Consider the following 15265-nt stretch of genomic DNA (forward strand, 5'->3'; position numbering starts at 1 on the left):
GTAACGATTACATTATGTTATACTATAACAATTGATTGCAAGTGTTATTTGGCAGCAGATCTGAATAAGAGATAGTACGACTGTCTAAATTTAATAGTAGAAGGGTATGTATATAGTTATAGGGCGCAGGAATTACAGACTTTAAGGCGAATTTTCTTATTACATTTTTAATGCAGAGAAAATTAACGCTGATATCAGTAATGATAATTGATAGCAGTGCTTAGTTATCCAAAGCTGAGTCGGTTTACTTCGTAATATAGCGAGACAGACAATATGTAATTTAAGGAAAAGAGAGTTCAAACTAAACGATATGCTTATGAAAAAAGAGGGAATAGCGGAGGGTGTGTCACCTTAAAATAGCCTAGGTTTTCCTTTTAACTCGGAAGTAAGTAATAGCGTTTTTACTTAGAGGTTGCGCCTCTTGACCAACAAGTACATTTAAAAGATTAAAAAAAGGCGCTCATTTGAGCGCCAAACACGGAAATTGTAAAAGCGACACTAGGCTTCGTTGCGTTTATAAAAAGCAATGATTGCTAGCGCAACAAACGCTAAAATAAAGCAATAGTAAGAGCTGGTTGCAACATCCCAAGGCGTAATATGGAAAGTTGCGCCAAGTAACAGTGCTTGTGCACCGTATGGCAAACTGCCTTGCATTACACAGGCGAAAATATCGAGCAAACTTGCCGAGCGTTTAGCCGGAATATTGCCGTCTTCAGCAAGTTTTTTCGCAATTGGGCCCGCGACAATAATTGATACTGTGTTGTTTGCAATACATAAATTAGAAGTAAGTACTAACGCAGCAATACCAAATTGGTCGGCTACTTTACGATTCCATTTGGCAATTACAGCAGTGCCTTTTTGAATTTTGTGGGCGATATAATCAAGGCCACCATTGACACGAATAAATTCAGATAGGCCGCCAATAAACATCGACAACAAGAAAATTTCTTGCATGCCTTTAAAGCCTTCGTAAATGTCTTTTACAAATTGACCACCTTGGTAGTCACCAGTAAAGCCCATTAATCCGGCAAACACAATGCCACTAAACAGCACGACAAACACATTCAAGCCAGCGACCGCAAGTACCAAAATAAATGCATAAGGTAATACTAATAATAAGTCGTAGTCCTTTACATCAATGATTTCAGGTTCAGGCGTTAAAAATGCTAACAGTAATACCGTTAACACTGCCGCAGGTAACGCAATTTTTAAATTCTCGCGGAATTTATCTTTCATTTCACAGCCTTGCGTACGCGTAGCGGCAATCGTGGTATCAGAAATAATTGATAAGTTGTCACCAAACATTGCACCTGACACCACAGTACCGGCAACAAGTGCTGGATCAAGGCCAGTTTTAACAGAAAGAGCATACGCAATAGGGCCAATAGCACCAATTGTACCCATTGAGGTACCCATCGCCGTTGACACCACTGCTGAGATTAAAAATAAACCTGGCAATAAAAACGCGGGTGGCACAAGATCAAGTCCTGCGTTTACTACAGCATCAACACCACCAGTCGCGCCTGCAACTGTTGAAAACGCGCCAGCAAGTAGGTAAATCAAACACATAGTGATGATATTGTTGTGACCTGCACCTTTTATAAAGGTGTCCACCGATTCGTTAATGGTTTTCTTATTGAGTAAAAACGCCAGTAAAATTGCAGGCAAAATCGCAACGGGCGCCGGCAATTGATAAAACGCATAATCAACGCCTTGCGACTGCAAATATAAACCCGCCCCTAAAAATAGGCCGACAAATGTAAGTAACGGCAGCAACGACAGTTTTGCTGCGGTTTTGTTAATGTGCGTATCCATAAAAACCTCAAACGGAAACTTTGTAAGTTATTGCTAACAACCGGCAATAACTGAAATTTCTTCTTCTTATTCAGTTCTATTTGTTCCATGTTTTGCGCGTGAGCGCAAGTTTTAAGCGATATTGGCAAACAAACAGAGTGAATAAAAATGGATGTGCGAATGTATAGATGTCTAGATGTTTTGTCAAATTGAACTTGTTATAATTGGCAAAGGAATAAAACTAATAGCTAAAAAATGCTAAGGTCGGCTTTCTTTAAAGGGTAATATCAAACAAACTTTATCCGAAATTATGAAAGCGTCAGGTTTAACGCATTTAACCGAACAAAAGTAGAGAAAATTATGACAAACATCGCAGTGTTTGGGGCGAATGGTCGAATGGGCCGCGCACTTTGTGAAGCAAGCATCAACAACGAGTCAACAGAATTAGTAAGTGCCGCAGTGCGCGCTAACAATGAATTACTTGGACAAGCCGTTAAGCATTTTATTAACCAAGGCGACAGCACAGTTACCTTTAGTGATGAAACGAGTGTAAGCGCTGACACTGACGTAATTATTGATTTCACGTTACCTGTAGGCATGAAAAAACACTTAGCCTACGCGGTGGCACATAACATTCCAATGGTAATTGGCACGACCGGTTTAAGTGCGGATGATATGGCGGAGCTTGAATCTGCTGCAAAATCGATCCCAATTGTTTTTTCTCGCAATTACTCAGTAGGAATCAATTTACTTGAGAACCTGGTTAAAACTGCGGCAAAAACGTTGGCAGACGATATTGATATCGAAATTTTCGAACTGCACCACAAACATAAAATTGATGCGCCGTCTGGCACGGCATTAATGATTGGTGAAGCCATTGCTGAGGCAAAAGGCTGGCAACACGATGAAGTCGCAGTTTTTGACCGCTCAAAAAATGAGCAGGCGAAAAGTCAAAAAGAAATTGGCTATTCTGTGATGCGTGGCGGCGATATAGTTGGTGAACATACGGCTTATTTTGCGGCTGACGGCGAAAGACTCGAACTTACTCACAAAGCAAGCTCGCGAATGACCTTTGCTAAAGGCGCTGTAAGGGCTGCGGCTTGGTTACATAATAAACCAGTTGGACTTTATACCATGCAAGATGTGCTTGGTTTTAGGTAGATAACTGAAATTTTTGGCAGGTTAAAGTAAATTTTCTGTTAAACACGTTATTTTTAATTTTTTCTGATTTTTTATTAGACCTTTTTTCAGATTTCATCTAAAATACTTGGAATTTGCCAAAATTTTATAATCTAGCGCTTTCTCTAGGGCGTTAGGTCGATTGGACGGGTTGAATTTTACGCAAATTTTGCCCGTTTTTTACTGTTAGGAGGTCAACTTGTCTAAATCCGCTCTGTTAGTCCTTGAAGACGGCACGGTATTTCGCGGTACTGCCATTGGTGCTGAGGGTATCTCAGTTGGTGAAGTAGTTTTTAATACTTCAATGACTGGATATCAAGAAATTTTAACTGATCCATCTTACGCTGAACAAATTGTTACTTTAACTTACCCACATATCGGTAACACAGGTACCAACAGCGAAGATGAAGAAGCTTCAAAAATTTGGGCTAAAGGCCTAGTTATTCGCGACCTTCCGCTGCTTGCAAGCAACTTCCGTAATGAGCAATCATTAGACGAGTATCTTAAATCACGCAACATCCTAGGTATTGCTGATATTGATACGCGTAAGCTAACACGTATTTTACGTGATAAAGGCGCACAAAACGGCTGTATTATCGCAGGTGATGTTGATGAAGCAAAAGCACTTGAAGCGGCGAAAGCATTCCCAGGCCTTAAAGGTATGGACCTTGCTAAAGTAGTGTGTACAAAAGAACAGTACACTTGGAACGAAACAAGTTGGACGTTAGGCAAAGGGTTTAAAACTCTGAGCGATGAAGATGCAAAATTCCACGTTGTGGCATATGACTTCGGTGTAAAACGTAACATTTTACGTATGCTCGTTGACCGCGGTTGTAAGTTAACTGTTGTACCAGCACAAACCCCTGCAGCTGATGTACTTGCACTTAACCCAGATGGTATCTTTTTATCAAATGGCCCAGGTGACCCAGCGCCGTGTACTTATGCAATTGAAGCAATTAAAACTTTCCTTGAAACAGACACGCCAATCTTTGGTATTTGTTTAGGTCACCAGTTACTGGCGCTTGCGTCAGGTGCTCAGACAGTAAAAATGAAATTTGGTCACCACGGTGGTAACCACCCGGTTAAAGACCTAGACCGCGATGTGGTAATGATCACTGCGCAAAACCACGGTTTCGCAGCAGACCAAGAAACACTTCCTGAAAATTTACGTGCAACGCACGTTTCATTATTCGACGGCACATTACAAGGTATTCACCGCACTGATAAGCCTGCGTTTAGCTTCCAGGGTCACCCTGAAGCAAGCCCTGGTCCTCACGATGCGGCACCGTTATTTGACCACTTCATCGACTTAATGCAAGAACGTAAATAATTAGGACTGAGACTAAAATGCCAAAACGTAATGACATAAAAAGTATTTTAATTTTAGGTGCAGGCCCGATTGTTATCGGTCAGGCATGTGAATTCGATTATTCAGGCGCACAGGCGTGTAAAGCACTAAGAGAAGAAGGTTACCGCGTAATCTTAGTTAACTCTAACCCTGCTACTATCATGACTGACCCAGAAATGGCTGATGCAACTTACATCGAGCCAATTCACTGGGAAGTGGTTGAGCGCATCATTGAAAAAGAACAGCCAGATGCAGTACTACCGACTATGGGTGGTCAAACTGCACTTAACTGTGCACTCGATTTAGACAAGCACGGCGTACTTGCAAAGCACGGCGTTGAGCTAATTGGTGCAACAGCTGATGCAATCGACAAAGCAGAAAACCGTGAGCGTTTTGATGCAGCGATGAAGGCGATTGGCCTTGAGTGTCCTCGCGCAGAAATCGCACACTCAATGGATGAAGCACGTGACACGTTAACGCGTATTGGCTTCCCATGTATTATTCGTCCTTCTTTCACTATGGGTGGTACCGGTGGTGGTGTTGCTTACAACATGGAAGAATTCGAAGAAATCTGTACCCGTGGTCTTGACCTTTCACCTACAAGCGAACTTTTAATCGATGAAAGCTTACTAGGTTGGAAAGAATACGAGATGGAAGTTGTTCGTGACAAAAACGACAACTGTATCATCGTATGTTCAATCGAGAACTTCGACCCAATGGGTGTTCATACAGGTGACTCGATCACAGTAGCACCAGCACAAACACTCACTGACAAAGAATACCAGCTAATGCGTAATGCATCGATGGCAGTACTTCGTGAAATTGGTGTTGAAACAGGTGGTTCAAACGTACAGTTTGGTGTAAACCCAGCTGACGGTCGTATGGTTATCATTGAGATGAACCCACGTGTATCGCGTTCATCTGCACTTGCGTCAAAAGCAACAGGTTTCCCAATTGCGAAAATCGCTGCAAAACTAGCAGTAGGTTATACGCTTGATGAGCTTCAAAACGACATCACAGGTGGCGCAACACCTGCATCGTTCGAGCCGTCAATCGACTATGTTGTTACTAAGATCCCGCGTTTCAACTTCGAAAAATTTGCAGGTTCTAACGACCGTTTGACAACACAGATGAAGTCTGTTGGTGAAGTAATGGCAATTGGCCGTAACCAGCAAGAATCACTGCACAAAGCTCTTCGCGGCTTAGAAGTAGGCGCAACGGGTTTCAACCCTGTTGTAGCACTGGACGACCCTAACGCGAATGAAAAAATCGTTCGTGAATTACGCGAACCAGGTGCCGAGCGTATTTGGTATGTTGCAGATGCAATGCGTCACGGTATGAGCGTTGAAGATGTATTTGAGCTGACTAAGATTGACCGTTGGTACTTAGTACAAATCGAAGACATCATCAAAGACGAAGCGAAAATCGCTGAAGGCGGTATGGCTGGTCTTAACAAAGACTTCCTACGCAGCTTAAAGCGTAAAGGTTTTGCGGATGCACGTATTGCTGAATTACTTGGTGTTAGCGAAGCTGAAGTTCGTAAAAAGCGTCACACGCTAGAGGTACTGCCAGTTTACAAGCGCGTAGATACCTGTGCGGCAGAGTTCAGTTCAGACACTGCTTACATGTACTCATCATACGATGAAGAGTGTGAAGCGAACCCATCTGACAAAGACAAGATCATGGTTATTGGCGGTGGTCCTAACCGTATCGGTCAAGGTATTGAATTCGATTACTGTTGTGTACACGCAGCCCTTGCGATGCGTGAAGATGGTTACGAAACGATTATGGTTAACTGTAACCCTGAAACAGTTTCTACTGACTACGACACATCAGACCGTTTATTCTTCGAGCCAATCACGCTAGAAGACGTACTAGAAATCGTTCGTGTTGAAAAGCCTAAAGGCGTTATCGTGCAGTATGGTGGTCAAACACCACTTAAACTAGCCCGTGAACTTGAAGCGAATGGCGTGCCAATCATTGGTACTTCTCCAGATGCAATCGACCGTGCAGAAGACCGTGAGCGTTTCCAGCAAATGGTTGAGCGTTTAGACCTTCTTCAGCCTGAGAATGCAACGGTTACTTCACTAGAAGAAGCAATTGCTAAATCTGCTGAAATCGGCTTCCCACTGGTTGTACGCCCTTCATACGTACTTGGTGGTCGTGCGATGGAAATCGTATATGACGAAGATGATTTACGTCGTTACATGACAGAAGCGGTACAAGCGTCAAACGAAGCGCCTGTACTACTTGACCGCTTCCTAGATGATGCAATCGAAATCGACGTAGATGCAATCTGCGACGGTGAGCAAGTGATCATCGGTGGTATCATGGAGCATATCGAGCAAGCAGGTGTTCACTCAGGTGACTCAGCATGTTCATTGCCAGCATACTCACTAAGCCCTGAAATCCAAGACCGTATGCGTGACCAAGTAACACGCATGGCATTAGAGCTTGGTGTAGTTGGCTTAATGAATACTCAGTTTGCTGTTAAAGATGGTGAAGTGTACTTAATCGAAGTAAACCCACGTGCAGCGCGTACTGTTCCTTTCGTGTCAAAGGCAACAGGTGTAGCACTTGCAAAAGTAGCTGCTCGTTGTATGGCGGGTCAGTCTCTTGAAAGCCAAGGCGTAACGAAAGAAATCATTCCTCCATACTACAGCGTTAAAGAAGTGGTACTTCCGTTCGCTAAGTTCCCTGGCGTTGACCCAATGCGTGGTCCTGAAATGCGCTCAACAGGTGAAGTTATGGGTGTGGGTGACACGTTCGCTGACGCATTTGCTAAAGCACAGCTTGGTGCAGGTAACGTAATGCCACGTGGTGGTCGTGCACTGCTTTCTGTTCGTAACAGCGATAAAAAGCGTATTGTTGAACTTGCGCGTACCATGCGTGATTTAGGCTTTGAGCTTGACGCAACTGGCGGCACAGCTAAAGCACTTGAAGAAGCTGGCATTGAATCACGTCGTGTAAACAAGGTTTACGAAGGTCGTCCTCATATTCTTGACCGTATCAAGAATGGCGAGTACAGCTACATTGTAAACACTACTGAAGGTCGTCAAGCGATTGAAGATTCTAAAGTACTTCGTCGTGGTGCACTGCAAGGTAAAGTAAACTACACAACAACGCTTAATGCGGCGTTTGCTAACTGTAAAGCGCACGCAGCTGATGACCGTTCAACGGTATCGTCGGTACAAGAGTTACACAAGCGTGTAAATTAATTGCCCCGTCTCTATTTTTTGATATAGACTAAGACAATTAAAATAGAAATGATAAAAAGCCCGGTTAATCCGGGCTTTTATTGTGAAAGAGTTCTAGGAAGAATAATGCAACAAACACCAATGACAGTACGTGGTGAACAATTACTGCGTGACGAGTTAAATGAATTAAAAACGGTACGCCGTCCTAAAATTGTCGCTGATATTGCAGAAGCGCGTGAACACGGTGACTTAAAAGAAAATGCTGAATACCACGCAGCGCGTGAGGAGCAAGGTTTTTGTGAAGGCCGTATTCAAGAGATTGAAGCAAAACTATCAACGGTTCAAATCATTGACGTTACTAAAATGCAAAATAACGGCAAAGTGATTTTCGGCGCAACTGTTACTATCGTTAACGTTGATACCGACGAAGAAACGACTTATCGCATCGTAGGTGACGATGAAGCAGACATTAAAAATAATCTGATTTCATTTAACTCGCCAATTGCTCGTGGTTTAATCGGTAAAGAAATCGATGATGCAGTAACAATCAAAACCCCAAATGGTGCGGTTGAGTACGAAATCACAGAAGTAGAATACATCTAACTTATAAAAGCTCGGTTATTGCCGAGCTTTTTTGTTTTTGCATTATGAAAATACATTTCCTGTTTTGCTTGTTACTTTTAACGCCATTTATGGCTGTTAAAGCCCAGTACACGCCACAATTTGATAATGAATGCACCCGTGCGTTTAGTGATGCGGATTATATCAATGCGCGCTATAAATGTGCCGAATTAGCAGCAGATGATAACGCAGAAGCAAATTTTATCTTGGCAACCTTGTTCGCTAAAGGACAAGGGGTTGTTAAAAATAAACAAAAAGCACTCGAATATTTAACTCTTGCCGATGAACTGGGTCACGCAGAGGCAACGTTTAATTTAGCCCTCACTTTTGAACTTGGTAAAGTTGTTGGCGTAGATGTTGAAAAGCGTAAGCGCTTGGCGTTTGACTATTATTTAAAAGCAGCGCGTAATGGCTCAGTTAATGCGCAGCGTAAATTAGCGAGTCGCTATAGCAATGAGACGAGTGTTGTTTATCAACCAGATAAAGCAGCTGAGTGGTTAGGTACTGCTGTTGAGCAAGATGATAATAAAGCCAAATTAGAATTAGGCGCGCTGTATTTGAAAGGTGAGGGCGTTTCTAAAGATCAAGCTCGGGGTTTAGCACTTATCAAAGAATCTGCTGATGCAGGATATGATAAAGCGCAATTTATTTATGCCACACTGATTTTTAAAACTGAGCCACAAGCAAGCATTGGTTATTACCAAAGTGCCGCCAATCAAGGCAATGGTTTTGCAGCGCATAACTTGGCGTCGTTACACTTTAATGGCGAATACTTAGCGCAAGATAAAAACAAAGCCCATGAATACGCGCTAATGGCCCTTAAGCAAGGTGTTCCTCAAGCGGAAATGTTCCTTATTAACGAGCAAAGTGACCAAGCTGTTGCAGTACATCAAACCAGCACTCGTTCGCACGATGCATTAACCTTTGAGCCACCACAACTGAGTCAAAATTTAAGTGGGTTTGTTTTACAGTTTGGTAAATATGCGGAACGTGAAAATGCGTTAAGAGTGGCGCAACAGCTTAATTGTAAGGTTGTTGAAATGGCGGGTTTTTATTATGCAATTAACTTTGATTTTGAGACATATGCCGCGGCTAAAAAACGCGCTCAGCAGTTAGTAGAAACATATAATATTTCGATGCCTTATATTCGTGTTGCAAGTGACTTTAATTTTGCAGCAAAACTCTAGTTAAACAACGCGCCTATATACCGTTTACTGTATCAACGCTCAAAGGAATTAATATGAGCCAACGAGATAACTTTCTTTATCTAACCATTGCTTTAACTTTGCTATTGTTTGGTACAGCGCTGTGTCACCAATTTTTTAGCAGTAAAATGCAGCATATGATGCAATCGTGCACCATGTTCACCTTGTTGATTTCGGTGTGGGGCGTTGATTCAAGCAATCAGTTATTTAAATATAAGATGTTGTTTCCGTTTGTGATTATCGCATTCTCTTGGCTGACTTTGTTTATTGATAATGTGATGGGCGATAATGTCACATTGGGCTTAATGCTTGTTTTCTTTACCTTTACCGCAATTAAAACGGCAAAGCAGGTGCTGTTTTCAGGCGTTGTAGACGGCAACAAAATCCTTGGCGCAATCTGCCTCTATTTTATGATGGGTATTATTTGGGCGATTATTTATAGCCTTATCCATATTAACTTTATGCCTGCGTTTAATAACGTACCCTCGACCATCAAATGGTTCGCGTTATTTCCAGAGTTTATTTATTTCTCGTTTGTTACGTTAACCACGCTAGGTTTTGGCGATATTGCCCCTAATATTCCAATTTCTAGGGTGTTTGTGTATTTTGAAGCAGTGGTAGGGCAGTTATACCTGACAATATTAGTTGCCAGTTTAGTTGGCTCACGACTAAATATAATGCATCAAAATCACCTTTCGATGACAAAAAAACACGATAATGACGCTTAGTGTGCGTCGCTTACGCCCTGACATTGTATTACTTTGAGTGAACTTGCTTTTTCAGTAGCTAATTCAGGATGTAACTCTATTAACTTTTGGTAAATTTCCGGTAAGGTCAGCTTAATGCGGTACATTTCGTCTAGGTGGCGCGCTTTTAGTTTTGCACCGTTGTTAATAAGCGCATCCACAACGCTAATCCATTGATCTGATGCTCGGTTTTCTTTTAAAAAATGTAACATTTTCAGTAGCGGATCTGGATGGCGTTCGCTGTGTTGCTGCACGTAACCACGATTTATTAATTCGACGGTTAGACTTGGATTGATAAACATCAGGTTATACACCACACTTTCACCGCGTTGATTTGGCTTATCGATATTACCCATGCGATCAAGCATTCGCAGTGCATCTTCGCTGCTAAGGCGCTGAATTACTGCAACGGCATTGGCATCTTTCGGATAAAGCCCTTGCGTGACTAGCGCATCAATGATTGCGACACGTTGACTATGCATCGGCCTTGAGTAAATTAATAAATACGCAAGTTCACGCTCAAACTCAGGTTTTTTAGCAAGGTATTCATGGATCAAAGTAAGATCTGCTCGTTTTACCTGCTCAGCATTATTTAGATTACTAAGGTCGATACCCGCCGCTAAAAACTGAGCTGATAATTCAGAAAATAACGCCAGCATGCCAATCTCTTTAGCTTGTTCTGACAGCAAACGGTCGCAACTCGGGTGGTCGTAATCAAGGGTCGATGCATCCACATAAGTAACGTTTATTTGGCTGTCGATTTCGGCGACATCGTAAAGCTGACAAACATTTTGTTCACTAAGACTCAGTTTTTCTTTTTCGATAATATTTGCGATACGGGTTTTTAATTCATCACTTTCAACAATTGGTTTTGCGCTAACTGTTGCACCTTTGATTATTTGGGCGAACTGCTTATTAATACCGCCAATACGCGCTAGCACAATGGACTTTGTTTCCTCACTGTCTAATTGTTCAATCAGTAATAAACGAGATAGTACTTTATTGGCAGCATCAGGCGCTAACCCGTTTAGCAAATAAGGCAGTTGATGTGACGTAAGCAGTTTGTTTTGCACAGGGTTAAGTGAGTAATAACTATCGTAAAGTAGTAATAATTGGTCCAAATCGGGCTTGGGGTTATCAATATTAATTGCTTGTAAAAACGCCTGTTGCAGAATATCGGCTGCGATATCTGGGTAACGCTCTGCTTGTTCTCGATAGCTTTCAATAAAGTCGTTTTTAATCGCGTGCTGACGCCATTTTAAAAAGTGTAAACGGTGTTTATTTTTCGCGTAATCATTAAAAGTTAACTCATTGAGGTATTGTTGGCTTTTACTCTGATTACTTTCGTTAAACGATGAGACCAGTTTTAAGTCGCGCTTAAAACGCTGTGCGGCGTCTTTTGATACTGTTGTTTCAAGTGCATGAATTATGGTGTGTGGGTTTTGCCCTTGTAGTTTCCAAGCGACAGCAAGCGTACTTAAATAGCCTTTTTTATCGCGCTCAAATTTGGCGATGTAACGTGTTTGGTCTTTGCAATAACTATTTTTAGCTGAATCTTGTGCTATCGCGGTTTTCGTTTGTGTCTGTGCTTTTTCAGGGACGGCGCCGGTGTTTACCTGCTCCAGTATTATTTCATCGGTAATCTGTGTGTTAGGTAAAGCATGATCAATTTCTGGTGTAGGCAGTGAATAAAAATTGGCAAACCATATAAGTGCGCAAAGTAGCACAATAATTAAGGTTATTATGCTGTATTTTTTTACCACATTCGCTTCCATAAATCGTTAACTTTGATTCTCACTATTACGCTACGTAAAAGCACATCTATTAGTATCGTCCAGATTTCCCTGCGTTTACCGACAGTATAAGGAATATTTTTATTATTTAAACTGTTATGAGCTGTTGAGCGTTCTAAATGCGCTTAACAAAATTAGAGCGTGTTTAAAAACATCACTTGGAAAAGAAACAAATAAAAAGCCCACAACAATGTGTGGGCTTTGGTTGGTTAGACAAGTAATCAGATTTTTACAGTAGCGTCGTCATCAATGTCTGATCGAGAAACGTCCTTTTTCTCTTTGTCTCGTCTAAAAAGACCTTTTATATCTTCAAGTGCAACGTATTGGCATGGGATCAGCACCAGGGTGATCACCGTTGCGAATAACACACCAAATGCGAGTGATACAGCCATTGGCACCACAAGTTGTGCCTGTAAGCTGGTTTCACTCAAAATTGGAATAAGACCAATAAATGTCGTTGCTGAAGTCAGTAAGATAGCGCGGAAGCGTTTACAACCAGCGTCAACCACCGCATCTTTAATAGCAACACCTTGCTTACGAGCATTGTTAACAAAGTCCACCATAACCAGCGAGTCATTAACTACCACACCTGCTGCGGCAATAATACCAAACATCGACAGCGCACTCATGGTCATACCAAGTACCATATGGCCGAACATTGCGCCAATGATGCCAAATGGAATAACCGACATAATTAACAGCGGCTGCGAGTAAGAGCGCAGAGGAATTGCCAGTAAGCTGTAAATTACCATTAATGAAATAATGAAGTTCTTAATTTGCTCCATTATTGAGTCCATTTCCTCTTGCACGCGACCTGTTAAGTTGGTGCTAATGCCTGGGAACTTCTCAAGTAACGTTGGAATGTACTCTTCACGAATATCTTCTGCGACTTTAAACGGTTCAACCTGCTCTGCATCAATTCTGGCCCATACATTAATTGTACGGCGCGCATTTTCACGGCGAATACGGCTTACACCTTCAACCAGTTTTACTTCAGCCACTTCTGATAGCAGTACCTCTGCACCTTGTGGCGTGATAATGCGTACATCGTGAATACGGCTGATTGCGTTACGCTCTTGCTCTGGGTAGCGGATCATTACGCGTACCTCTTCGCCGTCACGTAAAATACGTTGTGCTTCTAAGCCGTAAAAACTAAAGCTTACTTGAGACGCAACATCCGCTAAGGTTAAACCTAAGCTGTAGGCAACTGGTTTTAGTTCAAACTGCACTTCATCGGTCGCTGTTTGCATTGAATCATTTACATCACCTACACCTTTAATGGTATTTAGATGTGTTTTTAACTCTGCAGCAGCTAAACGCAGTTCTTCCATATCTTTGCCTTCAAGGCGGAAACTAATATCGCCGTCGTCACGTTGGTTACCACCAATACTGTCGCGAATATTTAGGTTTTTTACCGCGGCAAAGTCAGGCATTTTACTACGCCAGCGATCGGCAAGTTCAAAGGTATCCATTGGGCGCAGTTCAGGGTCAACTAGTTTTGCCATAACCTCGGCATTGGTACGGCCTTCTAAGCGTACTGAGATTGCTTCAATCATTTTCTGACCGTGCTCTTGCTCAATCAGCTTGTCTTCGTTCAAAATTAATTGCTCAATTTTTAACGCCGTATCAAGTGTTGTGCGCTCGGCAGTAGCTTGTTCCATCTCAATGTTGATATTAGCGAAATCGTGCGGCACTTTAGGATTGGCAACAAACTTAACAAAGCCACCGGCAAATAGGCCACCACTAATAATCATTAAGCCAACGAAAGCGAAAATAACTGGGTAGCGGAACTCGATAAACTTAACAATCATAGGACGGTAGCTGTTATCGATAAAGCGTTTTAAACCACCATCTAACCCCTCACGCATACGGTGTAGTGGATTTTTAGGGTTATGTGGCTTTAATTTCATTTTTGCTAAGTGAGCAGGCAAAATCAGCTTTGATTCAATTAGTGAAAAGATTAAGCATAAAATGATTACACCACCAATGGATTTTGATACCGCAGCTTCTGGGCCGCTATCTAGCATCATTGGTAAGAATGCCGCAATCGTGGTGAGTACACCGAAGGTTGCAGGCACAGCCACGCGTTTTACGCCGCGAATGACGTTATCGGTTGAGTGACCGTGTTTTTCAATTTCACTGTGTGCTGATTCCCCGATGACAATGGCGTCATCCACTACTATGCCGAGTACCAGAATAAAGGCAAACAGCGACATAATATTAATGGTGATATCAAGGCCGCCAAGTGGCATAACTAATAATGCACCTAAGAACGACACAGGTAATCCCATCATTACCCAAAACGCCAGTTTAATGCGAAGGAATAATGCTAAGCTCAGGATAACCAACAAGCCACCCCATGCCATATTTTCAATCATCATGTTTAAACGACCTTCAAGGTAATAGGTCATATCAACAAATGATTCTAAGGTTACGCCTTCAGGTAGCTCTTTCGCTTTCTTTTCTAAGTAAGTGTTAATTGTTGCAGCAACTTTAGTTATGTCTTGATCTTCTGACGCACCAATAAAGAAGGTACGTGAATTGTCGCCATTAAATTTAGAAAATTGAATGCCTTCTTGAAAGCCATCGTTAACTGTTGCAACGTCACCAAGTAAAATCTGGCTGCCGTCGGCTAAGCTAACGAGCGGGAGTTTTTCAAACTCTTTGCCACGATAGGCCTGGTTTTCAACACGCATTGAAATGTAGCCGTTTTCAGCACGAATTTGACCTGCCGACATATTAGCTGATGATGCACGCACAGCATTGGCAACATCTCTAAACGTTAGGCCGTATTCACGCAGTTTGTCAGGGCTAATTTCTATGCCAATTTCATAGTTTAAGCCACTATAGTACTCGGCAATATTAATGCCAGGTAATGCTAATAGTTCATCATGAATTTTGTAGCCTAAATCTTTTAGTTCGCGTTGCGAAAGCGGGCCATGTAGTGATAAAAACATCACTTCTTGACGGTACTTTTCTTTTGCAACAATAGGGCGTTCCATACCATCTGGGAAGGTTGAGATGGAGTCAATTTGCATCTTAACTTCATCAAGTACTTCTTTGGCATCGTAACTTTCGTCAATTCGGATCCACGATTGTGAGAAGCCGCGATTCGAGTAGGTGATAAGGCGTTCTATGCCTTGCATTCCCTCTAATGCTTCTTCAATTTTCATGGTTATGCCTTCTTCTACCTCTTGGGCGGCAGCGCCAGGGTAGGCAACTTGAACTGACATCCAGTTAATTTCAAATTGCGGAAACATTTGTTTACGAATGGTCATAGCGGTAAATAAACCACCGACCAAAATAATGATCATTAGCAGGTTTGCAGCAACAGGGTTGCGAGTAAACCATGCAATGATACCTTTATTTGTATCAATCATGG

9 protein-coding genes are annotated in these 15265 nt (G+C 42.1%); 6 read left to right on the top strand and 3 right to left on the bottom strand.

Going from position 1 to position 15265, the window contains the following annotated elements:
* Nucleotides 1-498: 498 nt before the first annotated feature.
* Nucleotides 499-1815, bottom strand: a complete 1317-nt coding sequence (locus ACXAFE_RS20975; protein ID WP_475157619.1) for a Na+/H+ antiporter NhaC family protein — start codon at nt 1813-1815, stop codon at nt 499-501.
* Nucleotides 1816-2154: 339 nt separating this feature from the next.
* Here ACXAFE_RS20975 and dapB point away from each other — a divergent pair, with 339 nt between their 5' ends.
* From dapB to ACXAFE_RS21005, 6 genes are all read left to right on the top strand, one after another.
* Nucleotides 2155-2955, top strand: coding sequence for a 4-hydroxy-tetrahydrodipicolinate reductase (dapB, locus tag ACXAFE_RS20980; RefSeq protein ID WP_475157622.1), 801 nt, complete (start codon nt 2155-2157; stop codon nt 2953-2955).
* Nucleotides 2956-3172: 217 nt separating this feature from the next.
* Complete coding sequence (gene carA / locus ACXAFE_RS20985) at nt 3173-4303, top strand: glutamine-hydrolyzing carbamoyl-phosphate synthase small subunit (protein WP_475157624.1); 1131 nt, start codon at nt 3173-3175, stop codon at nt 4301-4303.
* Nucleotides 4304-4320: 17 nt separating this feature from the next.
* On the top strand, nt 4321-7539 hold the full coding sequence (gene carB / locus ACXAFE_RS20990) for a carbamoyl-phosphate synthase large subunit (RefSeq protein WP_475157628.1): 3219 nt from the start codon (nt 4321-4323) through the stop codon (nt 7537-7539).
* Between the two features lie 105 nt (nt 7540-7644).
* A complete protein-coding gene (gene greA / locus ACXAFE_RS20995; protein ID WP_010558849.1) occupies nt 7645-8121 on the top strand; it encodes a transcription elongation factor GreA in 477 nt (158 codons plus the stop codon).
* Nucleotides 8122-8210: 89 nt separating this feature from the next.
* Nucleotides 8211-9326 carry a tetratricopeptide repeat protein gene (locus tag ACXAFE_RS21000; protein ID WP_475157633.1) on the top strand — a complete coding sequence of 372 codons (1116 nt, stop codon included), beginning with the start codon at nt 8211-8213 and terminating at the stop codon, nt 9324-9326.
* Nucleotides 9327-9379: 53 nt separating this feature from the next.
* Nucleotides 9380-10072 (top strand): potassium channel family protein, encoded by a 693-nt coding sequence (locus ACXAFE_RS21005; protein ID WP_475157635.1) that lies wholly within the window; start codon nt 9380-9382, stop codon nt 10070-10072.
* On the opposite strand, the gene ACXAFE_RS21010 is transcribed toward ACXAFE_RS21005, so the two are convergent.
* Entirely contained in the window at nt 10069-11853 is a 1785-nt protein-coding gene (locus tag ACXAFE_RS21010; protein WP_475157637.1) for a hypothetical protein, read from the bottom strand. The two genes, ACXAFE_RS21005 and ACXAFE_RS21010, sit on opposite strands and share 4 nt — an antisense overlap.
* Before the next feature lie 251 nt (nt 11854-12104).
* Complete coding sequence (locus ACXAFE_RS21015) at nt 12105-15263, bottom strand: efflux RND transporter permease subunit (protein ID WP_475157640.1); 3159 nt, start codon at nt 15261-15263, stop codon at nt 12105-12107.
* Nucleotides 15264-15265 lie beyond the last annotated feature (2 nt).

The organism is Pseudoalteromonas sp. ABV4_021 (genome assembly GCF_056159365.1).